Source organism: Micromonospora sp. NBC_01412 (assembly GCF_045040215.1).
Lineage (GTDB): Bacteria > Actinomycetota > Actinomycetes > Mycobacteriales > Micromonosporaceae > Micromonospora > Micromonospora rubida.
The window spans coordinates 6,446,779-6,470,832 of sequence record NZ_CP109528.1; the positions used below are offsets into that span (position 1 = coordinate 6,446,779).

Sequence of the window (24,054 nt, forward strand, 5' to 3'; positions counted from 1 at the left end):
AGGCCCGCCCGCCCGCTCCCCGGCACGTCCCTCTCCGGCCTTCCACGAACCGACAGGTGATCGATCATGCTTACCTCCCTTTCGTCCCCGTCCGCCGCCACGGCTGCACCCGGTGGCCCGACCCACGCCCCTCAGCTCGACGTCGCCGCCGACCTCCTCGTCCTCCTGCACGTCACCAGCACCGAACCGCGCCCCAACGCGCAGCTGGAGGCCCTGACCCTGGCCGTGGCCGCCGACCTGCCGGTGCTGCTGTGGGGAGAGCCCGGCATCGGCAAGACCGCGGCCCTGACGCAGCTCGCCGCATCCCTCGACCTGCCGCTGACCACCGTGATCGCCAGCGTGCACGAACCGTCCGACTTCTCCGGCCTACCCGTCGTCGGCGACGACCCCGCGACACAGGGCGTCCCGATGGCCCCACCGGACTGGGCGGTGCGTCTGGTGCGGGCCGGCCGGGGCCTGCTGTTCCTTGACGAGTTGTCCACCGCCCCGCCGGCCGTCCAGGCCGCCCTGCTGCGCCTCGTGCTCGAACGGCGGGTCGGTGCCCTGCGGCTGCCGCCCGAGGTCCGGATCGTGGCCGCCGCCAACCCGCGATCCTCGGCGGCCGACGGCTGGGAACTCAGCCCGCCCCTGGCGAACCGGTTCGTCCATCTGCAATGGGCCTACGACCACCAGGTCGTCGTACGTGGCCTCGGCGGGACCTGGGCCACGGCACCGCTGCCTCAGCTCGACCCGAGCCGGTTGCCCGAGGCCGTGGCGTTCGCCCGCCGCGCGGTGTGCGGACTCCTCACCGCCCGCCCCGCGCTCGTGCACCGGCTGCCCAACACCGAAGCCCGCCGGGCCGGTGCCTGGCCGTCGCCCCGTACCTGGGAGATGACCCTGCGCCTGGTCGCCTTCGCCACCGCGGCCGGCACCTCGCGTGAGGTGCTGTCCATGCTGGTCAGAGGGGCCGTGGGGGACGGCCCGGGGCTGGAGCTGCTGGCCAGCCTGGACAGGATGGACCTGCCGGACCCCGAAGCGCTGCTGGCCGACCCGGCGGAGGCGGACCTGCCCGAGCGAGGCGACCTGCGCCAGACCGTGCTCGACGCGGTGGTGGAGGCGGTCCGGCAACGTCCGGACCGGTCGCGCTGGGACGCGGCGTGGACCGTCCTGGTGCGGGCGATGGAAACCGGGGCCCCGGACCTGGTGGTCGTCCCCGCGACCACGCTCGCCGCGCTGCGCCAGGCTGACTGGGACGTTCCTGCCGCGATCGACCGGCTCGCCGGGGTGGTGTCGGTGAGCCGGGCGGCCGACCGGGCCGCAGCGCGGATCGCGGCCTCCGCAGGGGCCCGGCAATGACCCCGGGCGTGCCGGGCTCCCCGGCCTTACCGGGCTCGCTGGATCGCGAGAAGCTCTTCGCCGCCCGGCTGCACGCCGCCCGGGTCCGGCCCTACCTGGCGACGGCGCTGTTCGCCCTGCACCCCGTGCCGTCGCGGCTGGTGCCGACGATGGCCGTGGACCGGCACTGGCGGTGCTACGTCTCGCCGGCGTTTGTGGATCGGACCCCGCTGGAGGAACTGGCGGGAGTGTGGGTGCACGAGGTCTCCCACCTACTGCGCGACCATCACGGACGCAGCGACCGGATCGCGGCGCAGCGGGGACTGACCGGGCCGGGAGAACGGCTCCGGATGAACATCGCCGCGGACTGCGAGATCAACGACGACGTGTTCGGGGACGGACTGGCTCGGCCCGAAGGCGCTGTCGAACCGGGGCTTCTGGGGCTGCCCGAGGGGGAGCTGATGGAGGACTACCTGCGCATGTTCCGGCTTGGGTCGTACCCGCAGAGCCTGGTCTGGCTGGACTGCGGCAGCGGCGCCGACGGGCTGGAGCGGCAGTGGGACCTGGGGGCAGACGGCGCGTACGGGCTCACCGACCAGGAGCGCGACGCGGTCAGGTTCCGGGTCGCGCAGGGCATCACCGGTCGCCCGGGGAGCGTCCCACGGGGGTGGCGGCGGTGGGCGGAGGAGGCCTTTCACCCGCCCCAGCCGTGGAGGGACCTGCTGGGGGCGGCGGTTCGCTCGGCTGTCTCCAGCGCCGGCACGGGCGGGGACTACACCTACGGCCGGCCGTCCCGGCGATCCGCGAGCCTGCCCGGGGTCGTCCTGCCGGGCCTGCGGCGTAGGCCGCCCCGGGTCTCCGTGATCATCGACACCTCCGGGTCGGTCAGCGACGCCGAGCTGGGCAGCGCTCTCCTCGAGGTCGCGGCGATCGCCCGTGCCGTGGGCGGCCGGCGCGACCTGGTCAGCGTGGTGTCGTGCGACGCGGCAGCCCGGGCCGTGCACCCGTTGTGCCGCGCCGAGGGAATCCCGCTGCTGGGCGGCGGGGGAACGGACCTACGCAGCGGGTTCACGAAGGTGCTCCGGTCACGCCCCCAGCCGGACGTCATCGTGGTACTGACCGACGGGCAGACACCCTGGCCGGACTCCCGGCCGCCGTGCCGGACGGTGGTGGGCCTGTTTCCCCGGCGGCGGACGGCCCGGTTACGGGACGAGGACAGCCCCGACCATGTGTCGGACACACCGCCCGACTGGGCGCGGGTGGTCGACATCGGGTGAGCCCCCGCCGTGCGTCGAACAGGTGTGACTGTGGTCGCCGATGCTCGGTGCGCGCGGCGGCACCGCGAGCCGCCCGCCTACTCCAGTCCGAACTCCACCAGGTCGAGGTCGTCGCCCTCGCACCAGTTCTCGACCTTCCAGTCGCGCCCCTGCTTCACCAGCAGGAAGACATGATCGGTGCCGGAGCCCTCCCGGTCGACGAGCCGGATCACGAACTTGCCGAGCTTGCCGGATCCCCGAAGCCGGGACCGGTCCCGAACGATCCGCACCCGCCGAACCTCGCAGTCGACCACGTCCCCGGAGAAATGGGTGGTGAGTGACTCCGGGGGCACGATCTGATGCTGCTGCGGGGGCATGTGCCGCACGACGGCCTGGTGGTCGCCCCGGTTGGCCGAGTCGACGAGGTCGGCCACCACGGACCGGGCCGCCGCCGACTCGCGGCGGACGGCAAGTCCGGCTGCGAGGCGGCCCGCGACCAGGGCCAGCCCGACGAGCCCTCCGGTCGCCAGCACGGAGACCGTCCCGGTCAGAGCACCGATCAACCCACCGGCGCAGGCCGCCACGGCGACGGCCCCAGACAGGAGGGCGCCGGCGGCGGCGAGCTGCCCGCCGCCGCGCCCAGACAGCATGTCAGCGATCCTGTGGTTCGCCGTCCTGGTTCCGGCGGATGTCCTCGATCAGTTCCGCCACCAACGCCGCCCGCTCCGGCATGGCCGCCACGACGACGTACTCGCCCTCGGAGTGCGCGCCGTCCCCAACGGCGCCGAGACCGTCGAGCGTGGGACAGCCCGCCGCCGCGGTGAAGTTGCCGTCCGACCCGCCGCCCACGTCGGCGCTTTGCAACGGGCCGAGGCCCAGCGCCGGCGCGAGGGCCGCGGCCCTCGCAAACAGAGCAGCGGTGGAGGACGCAGGCAGCGGCGGCCGGCTCGCCCCACCGGCGAGGAAGACGAACACATCGGGCAGGAATGGCTTGAGGGAGCGCAGTTCCCCGTCCACGCGCTCCGCCTCGCTCTCGACGGCGACCCGGACGTCGACCCCCAGCCAGGCGTGCGCGGGCACCACGTTTCCGGCGGTGCCGCCACCGGCCAGGGTCGGCGTGACAATCGTGCCGAGGTCGGGCCGGGAGAGTTCCCCGACGTCGAGCAGCAGGCGGCCCAGCACGGTCAGCGCATTGCGGCCGAGCTCCGGGTCCAGCCCGGCGTGGGCCGCGCGTCCATGCACGTCGAAGCGGTACCGGCCGATCCCCTTGCGACTCGTCTTCACCGCTCCGTCGACGGACGGTTCGAGGATGAGGGCGGCGTCGCAGCGGCTGGCCGTCTCCTGCACGAGCTTCCGGCTGGTGGGAGAGCCGATCTCCTCGTCGCAGGTCAGCAGGATCTCCAGCCCGGCGCGATCCGGCAGCGCCGCCACGGCGTGGAAGAGCTGCACGATCCCGGCCTTCATGTCGAAGCAGCCGGGGCCGGTGGCGGTCCCGGCCGCTTCGTCGAGGGTGAACGGCCAGCGTTCCAGAGTGCCCAACGGCCAGACGGTGTCGTAGTGGCCGATCAGGGCGACGGTCGGCTGGCCCGGCGCGGCGGGCCAGCGCCATCGCAGGTGGGCCCGTCCGTCGACCTCGACGGGTTCCGCGGGCACGCCGATGATCTCCTCGGCGAGGTCGGACACCGCTTCCGCCCCGGCCCGGCAGGCCGACAGGTCGTTGGACGGCGTCTCGACCGAGACCAGGCGGCCGAGTTGCCCCACCATCTCGGCCGTGCGCGTTCGTAGGGCGCGGAGGCGGGCAGGGGACACACTCGTAGCCATGCATGGATCATTCCCCGGCTGAAGCGCGACGGCAAACCCCGAATCGATCAAAGCCGGTCGCAGAACTCGTCGACGCGCGGTGGCAGTCCCGGGATCCGCAGGTCGAGCCCCCGACGGCACGCGAGCGAATCGAGCGCTGTGATCATCATCAGGCGTGGACCGGATCCACCTGAAGGAGGCGATCTGTAGCCGGATTGTGGATCCGCGGCCCTTGGCGTGGTTCCGTCCGGGGCGTCGGCCGTTGGCGTTCCGAGCCGGGTCAGCCATGTCGATGCGTTTCCGGAGTCTGCCGGAGTTGCGCGGCTGGCAAGGCTTCGTCCTGCTCGTGTTGGACGGATGGCCGGAAGTCGATGACCTCTGCCGCTCGGCGCGACGGATCTTCCTGCCCTGGGCTGTCCCGAAGCGGTTGCGCCGACCGCTCCGGCGGAGTGTGGTGGCCAGGGGTCCGATAGGGGTGGTCGTCGTTGCGGACCCAGCTGTCGCGAGATTGCCGGACCGGAGGTGTGTCGATCGGCCGCCGTTGTAGGGGTTGCCGAGCGTGCTGAACCGTGCCATGCAGTCGAGTTGATTTTCCTCGTGGCCGTAGGCCGGCATGAAGGCGGCCGGTGGGCTTTGGCTTGCCGATTCCGGCCGAAAGCGTCGGCCGCTGTCCTGATAGGACATGTGCCGAGGTTGACCGGCGCGACCCTCGTTCGTCGGCGCCAAGGTGCCTGAGCTTTAGGGGCGGTGTCGGGTCGAATGGGCGCTTGGGCATGCATAGGGGGTTTGCGTGGTTGCCTTGACCGACTGGACCGCATCGACAGCTGTTCAGGCTGCCTGATGACGGAAGGTAGCGTCCCGCGCACAATTTGGCAATTGTCAGCGCCGAGATCGACTGTAGACTGTCGGCGGCAGAGGCAGTGATCTCATTGATTGCGCGGTGTTGCTCCTTCGTCACTAATTTCGGGCAGATTCCGATGTTGTTGTTGCTGCGTCTCCCGTTGAACGCTGCTGACGGCTGAGGCGGGTTGAAGACTTCCGCCCAGGTCGCGGTTCCGGGGTGGATGTGTCGGGTCCAAGTATGATTTGAGTGTTGCGGCCAGCGGCGAGAGTGGGTGTTTGCGTTGATGCCTGCCCTGTCATGCTGCGGCGCCTCCGCGCGCCTTCACTGAATAGTCTTTCTGCGCCAGTCACCCAGCAGGAGGTTCCGCAGTGTCTGTCACTACCGAAATCGGGTTGCTGATATGAAATTCTCGTTGTTCTTCGAGATGCAGATTGCGGAACCGTCCCGACGGACGGAGCGGGAACTGTTCCATCAATGCGTGGAACAGGCGGTGCTCGCCGACCGGTTGGGCTACCACGCGGTCTGGGCGGTGGAGCACCACGGCCTGCGGGAGTATGCACACTGCTCCGCCCCGGAGGTGTTTCTCTCCTACGTGGCGGCCCGTACCGAGCGCGTTCGTATCGGACACGGCGTAACCCTCACTCCCTACCGCTACAACCACCCGATGCGTATCGCCGAGCGGGTGGCCATGCTGGACGTGCTCTCCGACGGGCGCGTCAACTGGGGCTCGGGCAAGAGTGGCAGCCGGACCGAGCAGGAGGCTTTCGAGTCCGACATCCCGGCGCTGCGCGACCAGTGGCTGGAAGCCCAGGCGATGATTCCCCAGATGTGGACCCGGGATGTCTTCGAATGGCAGGGAAAGTTCCTGAACATCCCGCCCACCCAGGTCGTTCCCAAGCCGGTGCAGCAGCCCCATCCACCGATGTTCGCCGCCTGCACGACCCCGGCCAGCACACTCGAGGCCGGTGGCCTCGGGCTGGGCGTGCTGAACTTCGCCGCAGGCACCAAGGCCGAACTGACCAAGAAGGTCGACGACTACCGGGCGGCGGTGGCCGGCGCCGAGCCGATCGGTGAGGTGGTCACCAACCACTACGCCTGCACGCCGATCAGCATCGTGCTGGACGACGATCGCAAGGCCTGTGAGTTCGGGTTCCGGGGCGGCCGATACTTCTGGCGGTCCCAACAGGAGTACTACGCCTACACGAACCGCCCGATCGGACCGCTCGACGCCGATGCCGGCCCCCTGTCGGATGAGGAACTGCGCACGGCGATGGACGGGCGGCACGCCGACGACGCCCCGCTGACCGGGGTCATCGGCTCGCCGGCCGCCTGCCGGGAGCAGGTCCAGCGGTTCCAGGACGCGGGTGTCGACGAACTCATCCTGATCATGCAGTTGGGCACCGTGCCGCACGAGGTGACGATGACCTCCATCAGGACCTTCGCCGAGAAGGTCATGCCGTGGTTCGCCTGACCGCAGAGGAAAGGGGCGCCGCGTGAAGGACACGCTCACGGCGTTGCTGGATCTGCGGGCGCAGGAAGCCCCGGACCGGGTGGCGTTTCAGTTCCTCCGCTACGGACAGGGCCCTGACGAGCAGGTCACCTTCGGCGAACTGCGGGACGACGCACACCGGATCGGACAGCAACTGGCGCACCGGTTCGCCGCCGGTGAACGGGTACTGCTCGTCTACGACAGCGGGATCGACTTCATCCGGGCCATGTTCGCCTGTTTCTACGCCCGACTCGTCGCGATGCCCTCGTCGCCGCCCCGTAAGCCGTACGAGCGCTCGTTGACCCGGCTCGCGGCGATGGCCGACGACGGACAGCCGGTCGCGGTGCTCGCCCCGAGTCGCCTGCGTGACGTGCTCCTCCCGCATGCGGAGGCGGTCACCAGGCTCGCGGGGCTGTCCTGGCTGGACCCCACGGACCTGCTCGGCAGCCCGCCGGAGGCCCCGCCGATCGGTGACTCCGTTCCCGTTCTGGCCGCGGACTCGACCGCCTACCTGCAGTACACCTCCGGCTCCACCTCGACCCCACGCGGCGTGGTCATCACCCACGGCAACGTCATCGAGAACTGTGCGGACGCGTACCGGCGCTGGCACTACGGCGAGGAGAGCGTGATCGTCTCCTGGCTGCCGGTCTTCCACGACATGGGTCTGATCCTCGGCATCATGCAGCCCATCTTCACCGGCTGCCGCAGCGTCCTGATGACGCCGGAGTCGTTCATCCAGCGACCGCTACGCTGGCTGCAGGCCATGTCCGAGCACCGGGCCACGCACAGTATCGCCCCCAACTTCGCATACGAGCTGTGTGTGCGGAAGGTCAGCGAGCAGGACCGGAAACCGCTTGACCTGTCCGCGCTGAGGGTCTGCGCCAACGGCTCCGAGCCGGTGCGGTGGAGCACCGTGCAACGGTTCGCGCAGGTGTTCGGCGACTGCGGGTTCGACGCCGCCGCGCACTGCCCGGCGTACGGGCTGGCCGAGGCCACCCTCGTGGTGTCGGCGACGCCGCCGGGAGCGCTGCCCCGGGTGCTGCACCTGGACGCCGCGGAGTACGGCCTCGGACGGGTGCGGGGTCACCTCGACGCGTCCAGCGACACCGTACCGGTGGTTTCCTGTGGTCCGCCCCTGGACGGCGTGGACATCCAGATCGTCGACCCGGACACCGGCGCCCGTCGCGCGCCCAACGAAGTCGGGGAGATCTGGGTGGCGGGTCCGCTGGTCAGCCCCGGATATCGCGGGCAGCCGGAGGCCACGGCGCGGACCTTCGGCGTCCGGAGCGAGGGCCGGGGGCCGTACCTGCGCACCGGCGATCTCGGCTTCCGGCACGACGGGGAGATCTACGTCTCCGGCCGGATCAAGGATCTGATCATCGTCCGGGGGCGCAACGTCTACCCGCAGGACCTGGAACTCACGGCGGAGGCCGCGCATCCGGGACTGCGTCCCGGGTGCGGCGCCGCCTTCACCGCCGACGACTCGGACGAGCCGTCGGTGGTGTTGGTCCAGGAGGTCTCCCGGGACTTCCCGGCGGATCGGGTGCAGGCAGCCGGCCAGGCGATCATGTCCGCGGTGGCCGTCGAGCACGAGGTGGCGCTGGCCGGGGTCGTCCTCGTCGGACCGGGCACGATCGCCAAGACGTCGAGCGGCAAGATCCAGCGCCAACGGTGCCGTCAGCAGTTCCACGCGGGAAGCCTCACCGAGCGCGGCCGGTGGTTCCCGGGGCGGACCCCGGACGACCCGGCTGACGACACCGACACCGCCGGCCCCGTCGACCAGACCGTGGTCCGACAGCGGCTGCGCGAGCTGGTCGCCGGCCAACTGGGTATGGCGCCGAGCGGTATCGACGACAGGACGCCGTTGCAGTCGTACGGTCTCGACTCGCGTCGCGCGGTGGAACTGTCCGCCCAGATCGGCGACTGGACGGGCATACCAGTGGCCGACACCCTCGTCTATGACTTCCCGACGGTGGCCGAACTGGCCGCGCACGTCACGTCGTCGGTGCCGGCGGCCCGGCTCCGAGAGGTCGAGGCGGGAAGCGGGGACCTCACGGCCGGTGGGCCCGGCGCCACGGCGGGCGCACCGACCGGGGACGCCGAAGGCATCGCCGTCGTCGGCATCGGTTGCCGGTTGCCGGGCGCCGACGGCGTGGACGCGCTGTGGGACCTGTTGCGCCAGGGAGAGGACGCGGTCGGCACCGTACCGCCGGACAGGTGGCGCGATCCCACCGGCGCCGACTGGGACCCACGGTTGCGTGCCGGTGGCTACCTGGCCGGGCTGGGGCCCTTCGACGCCGGATTCTTCGGCGTCTCCGACCGCGAGGCGCGGAGCATGGACCCGCAGCAACGACTGGTCATGGAGGTGGCCTGGGAGGCGATCGAGGACGCCGGCATCGTCCCCCGGTCGTTGGCCGACTCGTCGACCGGGGTCTTCATCGGCGTCGCGACGAGTGACCACTCGACCCTCACCGGGGACAGCGACGAGCAGGACAGCTCCTACGCGGTGACCGGCTCGGCGCACAGCATCGTGGCCAACCGGGTGTCCTACTTCCTCAACCTGCGCGGCCCCAGTGTGGCCGTGGACTCAGCCTGCTCGTCGTCGCTGTTGGCGGTGCACCTGGCCGCCGACGCGATCCGCCGGGGCGACTGCGAGACCGCACTGGTCGGCGGGGTGAACGCGATCCTCTCCCCGGAGCTGTCCCACCGTCTGGCCAGGGCTCAACTGCTTTCCCCCGGGGGCAGGTGCCGGTCGTTCGACGCGGAGGCCGACGGGTACGTGCGGGGCGAGGGCGTCGGGGTGGTCGTCCTGAAGCCGCTGCGCCGCGCGGTCGCCGACGGCGACCGGGTGTACGGGGTGATCCGGGCCACCACGACCAACCACGACGGCCGGACCAACGGGCTGACCGCGCCCAGCCGCGCCTCCCAGGAGGACCTGCTGCGGTCCTGTCTGCAGCGCGCCGGGCTGCGCGGCTCGGACGTGGACTTCGTCGAGGCGCACGGCTCGGGCACCGCGCTCGGTGACGCCATGGAGGCCCAGGCGCTGGGCGCCGTCTACGGTTCCGCCGCTGGACGTGACACCGCGCAGCCCTGCCTGATCGGTTCGGTCAAGAGCAACATCGGGCACCTGGAGGCAGCCGCCGGCATCGCCGGGCTGATCAAGGCATGTCTCGCGTTGTGGCATCGGGAGGTGCCGCCGTCGGTGCACCATCGGGTGCCGAATCGGCACGTCGACCTCCCGGCGTTGGGCCTACGGGTGCCGACTGTGGTCACCCCGCTCGACACCGGCGGCCGTCCACCGCGCGCTGCGGTGAGCTCGTTCGGCTTCGGCGGCACGAACGCGCACGCCATCGTCGAGGCGTACGACGGACCCGCGCGCCGTCCGGCGACGGGCGGCGCCCGTACCGCACACGTCCTGCCGCTGTCGGCGCGGAGCCTGGACTCCCTGCGGCGGCTCGCCGACGGATACCTCGACCACGTGCGGGGCGACCCGGAGCTGGTGCCGGCGGAGTTCTGCGCCGCCGCGTCGCGTCGCGAGACACACCGGTACCGGCTGGCGGTCGGGTTCACCGACCGGGCGGACCTGCCCGGTGCGCTGGCCGACGCCCGCGAGCGTCGCCCCGAGCCGGTCGACCAGATTCCCCAGCCGCCCGTGTTCGTCTACGGCGGGCAGGGGACCCACCTCGGCGACCTCGGACGCCGGCTGCTCGACGAGGAACCGGTCTACCGGGACACCTTCGCCCGGTGCGACGCGGTCGTCCGCGCGGAGGCGGACTGCTCCCTGCTCGACCTGGTGCGCGAGGGAGCCTCCCCGGAGCAGGTCGGGCAGAGCTGGCTCGCGCAACCGTTGCTCGTCGCCCAGCAGTTGGCGCTGACCGAACTGTGGAGCAGTTGGGGCGTGTCGCCGGTCGCGACGATCGGGCACAGCCTCGGTGAGGTGGCCGCAGCCTGCGTCGGCGGGCACCTGACGCTGGAGGCGGCGGTCACCCTCGCGGTACGGCGCGCCGCGGTGCTGCGGCCCGCGCGGGGCACGGGTGGCATGCTCGCCGTCCGGCTCGGCGAGGACGACCTGCGGGACCGGCTCCGGCCCTTCGGCGACAGGGTGTGGATCGCCGCCATCAACGCGCCCACCCGGACCGTGGCGGCCGGCGACGAGGAGATCCTCGCCGAGGTGGAGGCGGCCCTCGCCCGGGACGCGGTGTCGACCCGGCGGCTGTCCGTGGCCTATCCGTTCCACGGACCGTCCATGGACCGGTACCGCGACGAGCTGGAGGCCGCCTGCGATGACCTGGCCGTCCGACGGCGTCCCGCCGGAACGGTCGTCTCCACGTTGACCGGCGAAGTGGCCGGCCCGGACGCCTTCACCGCGGCGCACTGGGGCCGGCACCTCACCGGACCGGTCCGGTTCGCCGTGGGCGTCGCCACGTTGATCAGCGCCGGTCACCGCACCTTCGTCGAGATCGGACCGGACGCGGTGCTCAGCGGCCCGCTCGCCGAGGGTCTGGCAGCCGCCGGCGCGCAGGGTTGGGTGACCGCCACCGCCCGGCGGGACGCCGGTGACGCCGTGCCGTTGGGCGCGCTCGCGGGCCTCTACGAGCGCGGCCACGACATCGACTGGACCCGGGTGAACCCGGGCGGGCACGGGCTGCGCCTGCCCACCTATCCGTGGGACCGGTCGGACCTCCCGGCGGTACCCCGGCGGCGTCGCGATCCGGTCGAGCCGGCCGAAGGACGAGGCGAGGGCGCCGCCCCGAGCGCCGGCACCGTGCCGGCACCCACCGGTCCGCTCGCCGGGACCGACCCCGACCGTTCGGTGCTCGGCTGGGTCTCCGCGCGCGTCGACGTCGAGCAGCCGGCACCCCGGAAGGGCCGCTGGCTCGTCCTGCAGGACCGCGGCGGCGTGGGCGAGCGGCTCGCCGTCCGGCTGCGGGAACACGGCATCGCCGTTCAGGTGGCCCCGGCCCCGTGGCCGGACGAGCTGCCCCGGATGCGGGCCGCGCTCCAGGAGTCGCTGACCGGCGTGGACACGCCGGCGACGATCCTCTACCTCGGCGCGCTGGACGTCGAGGCCGCGGCGACGGCATCGGCGGCGCTGTCGGACCTACGGGTCGGCTGTTCGGCGGTGGTGGCGCTGGCTCAGGAACTCACCGCCGGTTCCGGTGCGCCCCCGGCCCTGTGCTGCGTCACCGTCCAGGCGCAGAACGTGACCGGTGTTGAACTGGTACGCCCCAGCGGCACCGCGCTCTGGGCGGCGGTGCGCTCGCTGTCCCACGAGGTCCCGGACGCGGCCAGCGGCCTGCTCGACCTCGAACGACTCGACGACGACGAACTGGACGCGGTCGCCGCGCTGCTGGCCGGCGGCGGCATGGGCCGACAGCTCGCGCGCCGGGGCGGCGAATGGTTCGAACCCCGGCTGACCACGGTGTCCGGTCCGGTCCCACCGGCCCGGCTCGATCCGGACGCGACGTACGTCGTCACCGGTGGTCTCGGCGCGCTCGGTGGCACGGTCGCCCGCTGGCTCGTCGCGCGGGGCGCACGGAAGCTGGCCCTGATCAGCCGGGGCGCGAGCGCCGAGGCGGCCCGTGAGCGACTCGCGGAACTCGCCGGCAGCGGTGTCCGGGTGGCCACCTTCCGGGCCGACGTCGGCGACGGGGTGGCCCTCACCGCGGCGGTGGAGAAGGCCACCGCGGCGATGGGCCGGCTGGGCGGTGTGGTGCACGCCGCAGGCGTGCTCCGCGACGCCACCCTGCCCAACCTCGACGAGCGGAAGCTGACCGAGGTGCTGGCGCCCAAGGTCGTCGGCGCGCTGCACCTGTGCCGGCTGGCGCGGGCGGCGGGTGCCGACTTCGTGCTGCTCTTCTCGTCGGTGGCGGGCACCGTGGGTTCGGCCGGGCAGACCAACTACGCGGCGGCGAACGGCTACCTGGACGGCCTGGCCCACAACCGGCGTCGGCAAGGTGAGCCGGTGGTCAGCGTGGCCTGGGGACCGTGGGCGGACCAGGGGATGGCCGCCCGCGCCCTGGCTGGTGGCCAGGCGTCGGTGCGGCTGCGCGCCTTCACACCGATGCATCCGCAGGAGGCGATGGGCGTACTGGACGCCGCGCTCGCCGGGCGGCACCCGCACCTGCTTCCGGTGACCGTCGACGGGCGGCGGTTCGCCACCGCCTTCCCCGCCGCGGCGCGGCTGCTCGGCGACGGGATGGTCCCGCGACCCGGGCCGGCGGTCGACCGGTCGACCGGGTCGGCGGTGGCCGAACCGGCCCCGGCGGACGTCGTGCCGGCCGCCGTCGACACGGCGCAGATCCCGGTCGAGGTCAGGAACGCGCTGGCCCAGGCGCTGGGCTGCGAACCGCAGGCGGTGGAACCGGGCCGGCCGTTCATGGACCTCGGACTGGACTCGCTGACCGCCATCGACCTGCGCGCGGACCTTCAGGCCCGGCTGGGCGTCACGTTCCCGGTGACGGTCATCTGGAACTACCCGACCGTGCGTCAACTCGCCGCGCATCTCGCCACCCTGCCGGTGGCGGCCGTACCCGACCCGGAGCCGCCCACCGGGCAGGTCGCCCCACCGCAGGCAGGACCCGGTGCGGCGGTCGCGCGGCCGGACCTGCCCGTCCCGGTCGTGGCCGGCGGACCACCGGCCGACGACGAACGCCGCACCACAGCCGACAGCGGTGCGCTGGGGTCCGCCATCGTCGACCTGCTGACCGCCGTGGAGAGCATGTCGGACGACGAGATCACCCAGCTGTCACCCCGTTCCTGACAACGCTGCCCGTACCCATGGAGGCCACCGAGATGTCCAGCCTGGCCGCGAGGATCCAGCAGCTCACCCCCGTGCAACGCGACCACCTCAGGCGAGAGCTGTTCGGTGACGCGCAGGCGCCCGGCGGGGCCGCCGAGCCGATCGCCGTCGTCGGGATCGGCTGCCGGTTCCCGGGCGGCGTGGAGGACCCCGAGTCCTTCTTCGCCGCCCTCAACCGGGGCTACTGCGCGGTGAGCGAGGTCCCGGACGAGCGGTGGAGCCTTGCCGACTGGTACGACGAGGACTCGAACCGGCCGGCCACCACCCGCTCCCGCTGGGGCTCGTTCCTGCCCGACGTGGCCTCCTTCGACCGGGGGTTCTTCGACATCTCCCAGCCCGAGGCCGAGCGGATGGACCCCCGCCAGCGGCTCGCGCTGGAGGTCTCGGTCGAGGCGGTCGACGACGCGGGGATCCCGCTGGAGTCCCTGCGCGGAAGCCGGACCGGCGTGTTCATCGGTTCGATGGCCGACGAGTACACCTGGCACCAGGTCGCGGCCCCGGAGCAGATCGACGCCTACACCGCGGCCGGTGTCTCCCAGGCCGGGCTCTCCAACCGCATCTCGTTCGAGTTCGACCTGCGTGGCCCGAGCATGACCATCGACACCGCCTGCTCATCGTCGCTGGTCGCGGTGCACCAGGCGTGCCAGAGCCTGCGTACCGGGGAGTCGGACGTCGCCCTGGCCGGGGGCGTCAGCGTGATGATCTCCCCGCTGACCGATGTGATCTACACCAAGCTCGGTGCGCTGTCGCCCACCGGCCGATGTCACACCTTCGACGACCGGGCGGACGGGATCGTCCGTGGCGAGGGGGTCGGCGTGGTGGTGCTCAAGCGACTCGCCGACGCGCAGCGCGACGGCGACCGGATCTGGGCTGTGGTACGCGGCTCCGCCGTCGCCCAGGACGGGCGGACCAGCACCATCGCCGCCCCCAACGGTATCGCCCAGGCCGAGCTGATCCGTCGCGCCGTCGCCGACGCGGGAGTACCGGGCCGGGCGATCAGCTATGTCGAGACCCACGGCACCGGCACCTCCATCGGGGACCCGATCGAGGTGGAGGCGCTCAGCTCGGTGCTCGGGGAGGGGCGCCCGGACGACGATCCGATCGTGCTCGGCGCGGTCAAGGCGAACCTCGGGCACACCGAGGCGGCTGCGGGCATCGCCGGATTCATCAAGACCGTCCTCTGCCTGGCCAACCGGCAGATTCCGCCGGTGGCCGGCTTCGAGCGGCCCAATCCGCACCTCGACCTGGGGGCCGGTCCGTGCGTGATCCCCACCGAATCCCGGCCGTGGCCCCGGCAGCAGGGGAGCGGCTATGCGGCGGTGAGCGCGTTCGGGCTCACCGGCACCATCGCCCACGTGGTGTTGCAGGAGGCGGCCACGCCACCCGTGGTTGACCCGGCCCCGCCGACCAGCGAGCTCCTGGTGCTCTCCGCCCGGGCGCCGCAGGCGCTGACCGACCTGGCGGCGCGGTACGCCGACGCCCTGGCCGCCCTGGCCAGCCCCACCGCGTTGCGGGACTTCGCCCGCAGCGCGGCCAGCCGGACGGCGCACCCCTACCGGCTCGCGGTCACCGCCGAGGACCGGACGCAGGCCGTGGCGCGACTGCGCGCCGCGGCCGACGGGGACAGCACCACGGGGGTACGCCGGTGGGAGGTCGCCGCCGACCGGACGCCGCGAGTGGCGTTTGTATTCCCCGGCAGCGGCACGTTCCAGTCGGGCATGGCCCGCCGGCTGCTCGACGCCGAGCCGGAGTTCCGTTCGATGATGCAGGCGTGCGACGAGGCATTCCGCAAGGTCGCCGGTGGCGACATGTTGGACTCGCTCTACGGCGGGACCGGCCAGCGCCCGGGTGTGCTGGTCAGCTCGATGGGCTCCTTCGCCGTTCAGGTGTCCCTCGCCCACCTGTGGCGGCACTGGGGGATCGAGCCGCACGCCGTGCTCGGGCAGAGCCTGGGTGAGGTCGCGGCGGCCCACGTCGCAGGCGGGCTGTCCCTGCTCGACGCCGCCGCCGTGGTGCTCGCGCGCAGCCGCTGCCTGGAGCGGATCGACGGCACGGGCGCCACGGCCGTCGTCGAGCTGCCCCTGCCCGACGCGGCCGAGGAGGCGGCGCGGCACGGCCTGTCCGTGGCCGGTCAGCTCGCACCGGGTACGACCGCCGTGTCCGGTCCGCGAACGGCCGTCGAGCGGCTGGTGGGCGCGCTGCATGGGCGGGACGTGTTCGCCCGGGTGGTGCCCGGAATGGACTTCGCGTCGCACGGGCCCGAGGTGTCCCCGCTCCGTGCCGAGCTGACGGCGATGCTGCAAGACATCCAGCCGGTTACCGGCCGGATCCGGTTCGTCTCCGGGCACCGGGGATCCCCTGTCGACACCGCCTGCCTCGACGCCGCGTACTGGGGGGACAACCTCGCCGAGCCGTTCCGCTTCGCCGATGGCGTCGTGGCGCTGCGGGACAGCGGTCACCTCCACTTCGTGGAGGTGAGCGGACACCCGGCGCTGCTGCGCGCGGTGGAGTCCAGCGCGGCGCCGACCGAGGTGGCGGCCCTGGCGTCTCTGCGCCGTGGCGAGGACGACCGGGCTGTCCTGCTGGACGCCCTCGGTGCGCTGCACTGTGCCGACGCTCCGGTGCGCTGGGACCGGATCTTCCCCGCCGGTTCGCGGGTGTCCCTGCCGACGTATCCGTGGCGGCGGGAGCGCGCCTGGCTCCACGGTGAGCCGGTGCGGCGTCAGCGCGCCACGGCGGCCCCGGGGGGCGCGTCCGTCGCCGACGCGGCGGACCGTGGGGCGGCGGTGCCCGCACCGGGCCTGCCGACGGCAGCCTGCCAGGCCGCGCCGGTGACCGTACCGGGGGACCGCGTGGCGGAGCGGCTGACCGAGGTGTGGGTCGAGGTGCTCAACGTCGAGCCCGCCCGGGTGGGTCCGGACGTCAGCTTCTTCGACCTCGGTGGCGAGTCGCTCAAGGCGTTCACCATGGTCCGGCGGATCTCGGAGCTCTTCGGGGTGCGCATTCCGCCCGACGCGGTGACCGAACTGGTGACGATCAGACAGATCGCCGACTTCATCCGCGAGCGGACGGGTCCGCCGGCGCCGCAGCCGACCCCGAACCGCCGGGCCACGCCGGTCGGCGCACCGGAGGCCGTCGAGCGGCCCGCCGCCGTCGAGCCGGCCACGCCCGGGTCCACGACGGGGGCCACCGCCGAGTCGCGCCCGGCCCCGTCCGGTGCCAGCGCCGGCCACGAGCCGTTCCCGCTCACCGACATCCAGGCGGCCTACTGGGTGGGTCGCAGCGACGCGCTGCCGCTCGGCCAGGTGGCGACCCACTACTACGGCGAGTTCGACACCGAGGGCCTCGACCTGTCCCGCCTCGAAGCGGCGTGGAACCTTCTGGTCCGACGTCATCCGATGCTGCGGGCGACCATCCGGCCGGACGGGCGGCAGCAGGTCCGGGCGGAGGTGGAGCCGTACCGGTTCGAGGTGGGCGACCTGCGGGGGCTGTCGCCGCAGGTGCGACAGGCGAGGTCGGAACAGCTACGCGAGGAGCTGTCGCACGCCGTGCACCCGTCCGACACCTGGCCGCTCTTCGCGATCAAGGCCAGCCGGCTCGACGAGCGCACCACCCGCCTGCACCTGAGCTTCGACTTCCTCATCCTCGACGGGCACAGCCTGGGCGTGCTGTCGCAGGAGTGGCAGCGGTTGTACCGGGACCCGAACACGCCGCTGGCCCCACTGACGCTCACCTTCCGCGACTTCGTTGCGCAGCGGGCGGCCGAGCGGGAGCTGGCGCGCGGCCAGGAGTCCGACCGGTACTGGACGGACCGGGTGGTCGACCTCCCGCTTCCGCCGAACCTGCCGATCCTGCTCGACGCGACGCGGGACCGCGAGAAGCCACGGTTCGTGCGCCGCAGCGGTCGGCTCGGTGCCTCGGCGTTCGAGGCGATCCGGGTGCGGTCCGCCGAGGCGGGCCTGACCGTCTCGTCGGTCATCCAGGCGGCGTACGCGGACGTGCTGGCCACGTTCAGCACCGAGGCCCGGTTCACCCTGAACATCACCACGTTCAACGAGCGCGCCCTGAACCCGCAGGCCGCGGGCGTGGTGGGGGACTTCACCTCCAGCGTGCCGCTGGCGGTCGACGGCGCCGCCGCCGAGACCTTCACCGAGCGTGCCCGCCTGTTGCAGAAGCAGCTCTGGAGGGATCTCAGCCACGCCGACGTGGGCGCCGCGGGTATCGCCGCGAAGCTGACCAAGCACCGTGTGGGCGAGTTCCCGCTCGGCTTCCCGGTCGTGTACACGGGAATGCTCAACGAGGACGGCGACGAGCCGGTGGCGATGTCCTGGCTGGGCGCGAAGCGCTTCGCGGTGTCGCAGACCCCCCAGGTCATCCTCGACCTGCAGGTCATGCGCGACGGCCGGGACCTGGTCTTCGACCTCGACGCCGTCGAGCGGGTGTTCCGCCCGGGCGCGCTGGACGCGCTGTTCGAGGCGCTGCGGGCGCTGCTGGAGCGGCTGGCCGACGATCGGGCGGCGTGGCGTGACCGGCCGCAGGCGCAACTGCCGGCCGAGCAGGCCACCCGCCGTCGGGCCGTGAACCAGACCGACCAGCCGGTGCCGAACACGACACTGCACGAACCGTTCCTGCGGCAGGTGGAGCAGCGGCCGGACGCACCGGCGGTGATCCGCGCGGACGGACACGCGGTCAGCTACCGGGAGATCGACGGCGTCTCCGCGGCCGTCGCCGAGCGGCTGCTGGCCGAGGGTGTGCGGCCCGGCAGCCTGGTCGCCGTCGACATGGAGAAGGGCTGGGAGCAGGTCGCCGCGGCGATCGGGGTGCTCCGGGCGGGTGCCGCGTTCCTGCCGGTCGACCCGCACCTGCCGGACGACCGGCATGCCATGCTGCTGCGGCAGGGGCGGGTCTCGGTCCGGTTGGCGCAACCGTGGCTGGCCGACCGACCCGTCGAGGCCGGGATGCGCACGATCGTGGTCACGGAGGGCATGCGTCCCACGGATGCCCTGGCCCTGCCGTCCGTACGCCCGGACGACCTCGCGTACGTGATCTTCACGTCCGGGTCGACCGGGGTGCCGAAGGGCGTCATGATCAGCCATCGGAGCGCCGTCAACACCGTGCTCGATGTCAACCAGCGGTTCGGCGTCACCTCCGACGACCGGGTGCTGGGTCTGTCCGCGCTCAACTTCGACCTCGCCGTCTACGACATCTTCGGCCCGCTGGCGGTCGGGGGCGCACTCGTGCTGCCGGCCGAGCAACAGCGGGTGGAGCCGATGCACTGGGCGGAACTGGTGGCCCGGCACCGGGTCACCGTGTGGAACTCAGTGCCGGCGCTGATGCGCCTGTTCACCGAGCACGTGGAGCACAGCGGTGCGGAGGTTCCCGTCGGAGGGCTGCGGTTGGTGATGCTCAGCGGCGACTGGATACCGCTGGAGCTGCCGGACCGGATCCGCCGGTGGTTCCCCGGCGCGGAGGTCGTCAGCCTCGGCGGGGCGACCGAGGCCGCGATCTGGTCGATCTACCACCGGATCGGCGACGTCGACCCGGCGTGGACCAGCATCCCGTACGGCAGACCGATGGCGAACCAGCGCTTCCACGTCCTCAACGAGCAGCTCGCGGACTGCCCGGACTGGCTGCCGGGCGAGCTGTTCATCGGTGGGGTCGGGGTGGCGGAGGGGTACTGGCAGGACCCGGAGCGCACGGCCCGCAGCTTCGTCCACCACCCGCGTACCTACGAACGGTTGTACCGCACCTTCGACCTGGGCCGTTACCTGCCCGACGGGACGATCGAGTTCCTCGGCCGGGCCGACCTCCAGGTCAAGATCCAGGGCTACCGGGTCGAGCTGGAGGAGATCGAGGGGGCGCTGAGCGGGCATCCCACGGTCGCAGCGGCGGCGGTCGTGGCGGTCGGTCCACGCGACGGCAACCGCCATCTCGTGGCCCACGTCGTGCCGCGCTCCGGCGGGGACCTCGACGAGCCGGCGGTGCGGGAGTTCCTGGCGGGCAGGTTGCCCGCGTACATGGTGCCCTCGCGGTTCGTCCGGTGGGACGACCTTCCGTTGTCCGGGACCGGGAAGATCGACCGGAGCAGGTTGGCGGCCACCCCGTCGTCGGCCGCCGCGCCGGTCGAGCCGGTACCCGCGACGCGGCCGGAACCGGCCGTCGCACCGGCCGTGCCGGGCGTCCCGCCGGCCGGCCCCGCCACGTCACTCGCCGACGAGGTCCACGCGCTGCTGCGCCAGGGCATGCACGACGCCCCGCTGGACGACCACCGGACGCTGGCGCAGCTCGGCGCCGCCTCGATCGACATCATGACCATCGGCAACGCGCTGCTGGCCCGCTTCGGACGGCGTCCGGACATGCCGAGCCTGTTCAACCGGATGACCGTGGCGGCGATCGTCGCGTTCTACGTGGGCTCCGACGCGCCGTCGCCGGCCCTCGCCGCCGAGCCCACGCGGGCCGCGTCCCCGCCGGCCGCCGTGCCCGCGGCCACGCTGACCGGCATGGCCGAACGCCAGGCGTACGCCCGCAGCCGGCCCGCCCTGCGGCGTTTCCCGGACGAGAGCACCCGGTTCGCCCTGGACGACACCCCCGCGCCGCCGGTCCCGGCGGCCAGCCGACGCAGTGTCGGCGCCGGTCCGGTGGCTCGGCAGGATCTCGTCACGATGCTGGGCGCGTTGCGGGACACCGGTTCCGGCGGGCGGCCCGACTTCGGTTACAGCTCGGCCAGCAGCCTGTACCCGGTCCAGGTCTACCTGCACGTGGTGGCCGACCGGGCGTCCGGGGTGCCCGCCGGCGCCTACTACTACGACCCGGTCAGGCACGACCTGGTCCGCCTCGATGACACCCCGAACATCGACTTCACCGGCAAGGTGCCGGAGTTGTTCCTCGCCGATGCCCAGGCGGCGGCCTTCTCGATCTACTTCGTGTTGGACGTCGGGGCGATGGCGCCGATGTACGGGCCGCGCAGCCGTGACCTGGGTCTGCTGGAGACCGGTGAGATGGGATACCGGCTGGAGCTGGCGGCCGGGACCGCGATCGCCCTGACCAACGTCGGCAACGACATCGACTTCGCGGCGACGGCGGCGATGTTCGGGCTGGACAGCCGGCACGAGCTGATGCACGCGCTGGTCGGGGGCGCCTCCCGAATGCCGGAGCCCGAGCCCGGTCGGGTCGACACCGCGCCCGAACCGGAGCGGGCACCGGCGGCCGGTGTGGTCGACACCGCGGCCGAGCCGGAGCGGGCACCGTCGTCGCGAACCGAGCCGGAACCAGGCACGGCGGTGGAGCTGACGAACCGGTACGAGCCGTTCCCGCTGCTGGACATGCAGGAGGCCATCTGGGTCGGCCGGACCGGCGATTACGACCTCGGCGATGTGTCGGTGCACATGTACCTGGAGTTCGAGGCGGCCGGCATCGATCCACGGCGACTGGCCGCGGCCTGGCGGCAACTGGCCGAGACCCACGACATGCTGGGAGCGGTGGTCGGCCCCGACGGCCGGCAGGTTGTGCTCCGGGAGATCCCGCCCTACGAGATCGACGTCGTCGACATCGCCCACCTGTCCGCGCCGGACCAGGAACGGGAGATCACCCTCGCCCGGGAGGAGATGTCCCACCAGGTCATGCCGGCCGACCGGTGGCCGCTGTTCGACAACCGGATGTTCCACCTCGGCGACGACCGCTGGCGGCTGCTCAGCAGCGTCGACGAGTTGCTGCTCGACGCGACCAGCTCCAACATCCTGCTGCGTGACCTGCACCGGGCGTACCACGGCATGCCGGCCCGCCACCTCGGGGTGACGTTCCGCGACTACGTGATGTGGGAGCTGGAGCAGAAGCATCAGCCGCGGTACGCCGAGGCGCGCGACTACTGGCTGCGCCGGATGGACTCCCTGCCGTCCGCGCCGCAACTGCCGCTGGCCCGGCAGGCCCGGGAACTGCCCCAGGTGCGCTTCCGGCGGCACGAGGTCTTTGTGTCGTTCGAGGACTGGCAGCGGTTCAAGGACCACGCCCGTGAGGCCGGGGTCACCCCGGCGGCGGCGTTGTGCACCGCGTTCGCGCTGGTGCTCGGGCAGTGGAGCGCCAGCTCGCACTTCACGCTCAACCTCACCCTCTTCGACCGCTGGCCGATCCAGGAGGACATCAACGACGTCATCGGCCAGTTCACCCGTAACCTCCTGCTGGAGGTGGACCAGCGCGGCCCGGGCGGCACCTTCGCCGAGTACGCGCGCCGGTTGCAGGACCAGCTCTGGCACGACCTGGAGCGGCGCGAGTTCAACGGCGTGGAGTACCAGCGTGCGCTGGCCCGTCACCGGGGCACCGCGAACGGTGGGCTGATGCCGGTGGTCTTCACCAGCATGCTGGACCTGCCGGGGATCCGGGAGACCGGTGGCTGGCCGGACTGGCTCGGCGACCCCGTAGAGACCATCACCCAGACGCCGCAGATCTGGATGGAGCACGGCATCCTGGCGCAGGACGAGAGCCCGCTGCACCTGTACTGGGACGTGGTCGCGGAACTGTTCCCCGACGGCATGATGGCGGAGATGTTCGCGCAGTACAGCGCACTGGTGCACCGGCTGCTGGAGTCTCCGGCGGCCTGGACCGAACCACCTCCCGCCATGGTCGCCGCCGGGCCGGCGGAGCTGGCCGGAACGGCCGGCGGACACCGGGCGGACCTGCCGGCGGAAGCGGCGTACGCGGGCTTCCTGGCCCAGGCCGACCGCGCCCCGCAGGCGCCTGCGGTCCTCACCCCGACGGGTGCGCTCTCCTACGCGACGCTGCGGCGGCGGTCCCTTGCCCTGGCCGGGATCCTCGCGGAGCGGGGAATCGGTCGGGGTTCCGCGGTGGTCCTGCTCATCGACAAGGGACTGGAACAACCGGTGGCCGCGCTGGCCGTCGTGCTGACCGGCGCCGCGGTCATCCCGCTGGACACCTCGCTGCCGTCGCTGCGCGTGGCCACCCTGCTGTCGGCCGCCGCCCCGGACCTGGTGCTGACCACCACCGCCACGACGGCGCGCTTCGAACTGCCGGCGGAGCTGGCCGCGGTGAACGTGTCCACCACCGACCTCGACGGCGCGCCCGCCTGGGAGCCGACCGGCGTGCCGGCGGCTGACGACCCGGCCGTGGTGATCTTCACCTCCGGCTCCACCGGTACGCCGAAGGGCGTGACGCTGGCGCACGCGAGCATCTCGCACGTCGTGCGGTACACCAACCGGCGGTTCGACGTGGGCCCGGCCGACCGGGCGTTCGGCATCACCGGTCTGCACCACGACATGTCGCTCTACGACATGTTCGGCATGCTGGCCGCCGGCGCGGCCGTGGTCTACCCGGACGCCGAACGCCTCCGTGAGCCCGACCACTGGCTCGATCTGCTCGACGAGCACCGGGTGACCGTGTGGAACTCGGTGCCGGCGACGATGGGCATGCTGCTGGACGAGGCGGACAGCCGGCGGCGCACGCTGCCCGAATCGCTGCGGCTGATCTTCCTCGGCGGCGACTGGATTCCGCTGCCGATGCCCCGGACGTTGCGTGACCAGTTGCCCCAGGCGCGGATCGTCAGCGTCGGAGGGCCCACGGAGACCACCGTCTGGAACATCATGTTCGAGGTCGAGCAGCCGGACCCGGGGTGGCGTTCGGTGCCCTACGGCTACCCGATCGACGACGCCGGCTACCGGATCCTCAACGAGGACCTCCAGGACCGGCCGGTCTGGGTGCCCGGTGAGCTGTACGCCACCGGTCCTGGCCTGTCGCCGGGCTACTGGCGCGACCCCGAGCGCACCGGGGCCGTCTTCGTCGCCGACCCGGTCGGCGGCGGCCGGATGTACCGGACCGGGGACCTGGGCCGACGCCTGCCGGACGGCAGCATCGAGTTCCTCGGCCGCAACGACGACCAGGTGAAGATCAACGGCAACCGGGTGGAGACCGGCGACGTCGCCGCCGTCCTCAAGGCGCATCCCGGGGTGCGCGACGCGGTGGTGGTGGCCCGGACGGACCGGCCGGTGCCGCAGCTGGTGGGGTACCTGGTGCTGGGTGCCGATCCCCGCCCGGACATCGCGGACATCTCCACCCACCTGCGGGAACGCCTGCCCAGCCACATGGTGCCGGCCGCGCTGGTACCGCTGGACGAGTTCCCGTTGACGGCCAACGGCAAGGTCGACCGGCGGGCCCTGCCCGATCCCGAGCAGGCCGCTCCGCCCTCCGGCGGCAGTAGCTTCACCGCCCCCGACAGCGACGGCGAACGGCGCATCGCGGCCCTGCTGTGCGGGCTGCTGGAGCGGGAGAGCATCGGGCGCAACGACAACTTCTTCGACCTCGGCGCGACCTCCATCCACCTGGTTCGCCTGCGCCGGATGCTGGCCGAGGAGTTCGGGCGGGAGGTGCCCGTGGCCGAGATCCTCCAGCGGCCGACGTTGGCCCAGCTCGCCCAGGCGTTCGGCGCGCCCGCCGCCGGGGGCGGTCCGGGTGACCCCGGCGGAAAGAGCCGCAACGTCCTGACCGCCGCCAAGCAACGCGCGGACCGCCGCCGCCGGGCTCGATAGGCCAGTGAGAGGAACAG

Annotated in this window: 7 protein-coding genes; 5 read left to right on the plus strand and 2 right to left on the minus strand. The window is 72.6% G+C overall.

All coding sequences use genetic code 11. From position 1 onward, the window contains the following. The first annotated feature begins 66 nt into the window (after positions 1-66). Both OG617_RS28295 and OG617_RS28300 read left to right on the plus strand, forming a co-directional pair. On the plus strand, positions 67-1,335 hold the full coding sequence (locus OG617_RS28295) for an AAA family ATPase (RefSeq protein WP_405095971.1): 1,269 nt from the start codon (positions 67-69) through the stop codon (positions 1,333-1,335). A gap of 8 nt (positions 1,336-1,343) precedes the next feature. After that, complete coding sequence (locus tag OG617_RS28300) at positions 1,344-2,591, plus strand: DUF2201 family putative metallopeptidase (RefSeq protein WP_405095972.1); 1,248 nt, start codon at positions 1,344-1,346, stop codon at positions 2,589-2,591. 77 nt (positions 2,592-2,668) lie between these two features. On the opposite strand, the gene OG617_RS28305 is transcribed toward OG617_RS28300, so the two are convergent. Both OG617_RS28305 and OG617_RS28310 read right to left on the minus strand, forming a co-directional pair. Continuing rightward, the gene (locus tag OG617_RS28305; RefSeq protein WP_405095973.1) at positions 2,669-3,220 is read right to left on the minus strand and encodes a hypothetical protein; all 552 of its coding nucleotides are present in this window, start codon (positions 3,218-3,220) and stop codon (positions 2,669-2,671) included. Between the two features lies 1 nt (position 3,221). Next, on the minus strand, positions 3,222-4,391 hold the full coding sequence (locus tag OG617_RS28310; protein WP_405095974.1) for a M20/M25/M40 family metallo-hydrolase: 1,170 nt from the start codon (positions 4,389-4,391) through the stop codon (positions 3,222-3,224). A gap of 1,223 nt (positions 4,392-5,614) precedes the next feature. On the opposite strand from OG617_RS28310, the gene OG617_RS28315 reads away from it, so the two are divergent. The 3 genes from OG617_RS28315 to OG617_RS28325 are packed head-to-tail and all read left to right on the plus strand — an operon-like array spanning position 5,615 to position 24,037. Further along, positions 5,615-6,685 (plus strand): LLM class flavin-dependent oxidoreductase, encoded by a 1,071-nt coding sequence (locus OG617_RS28315; RefSeq protein ID WP_405095975.1) that lies wholly within the window; start codon positions 5,615-5,617, stop codon positions 6,683-6,685. 22 nt (positions 6,686-6,707) lie between these two features. Further along, a complete protein-coding gene (locus OG617_RS28320; RefSeq protein WP_405095976.1) occupies positions 6,708-13,466 on the plus strand; it encodes an SDR family NAD(P)-dependent oxidoreductase in 6,759 nt (2,252 codons plus the stop codon). A 17-nt stretch (positions 13,467-13,483) separates the two neighbouring features. Further along, the gene (locus tag OG617_RS28325; protein WP_405095977.1) at positions 13,484-24,037 is read left to right on the plus strand and encodes an amino acid adenylation domain-containing protein; all 10,554 of its coding nucleotides are present in this window, start codon (positions 13,484-13,486) and stop codon (positions 24,035-24,037) included. Positions 24,038-24,054: the final 17 nt, after the last annotated feature.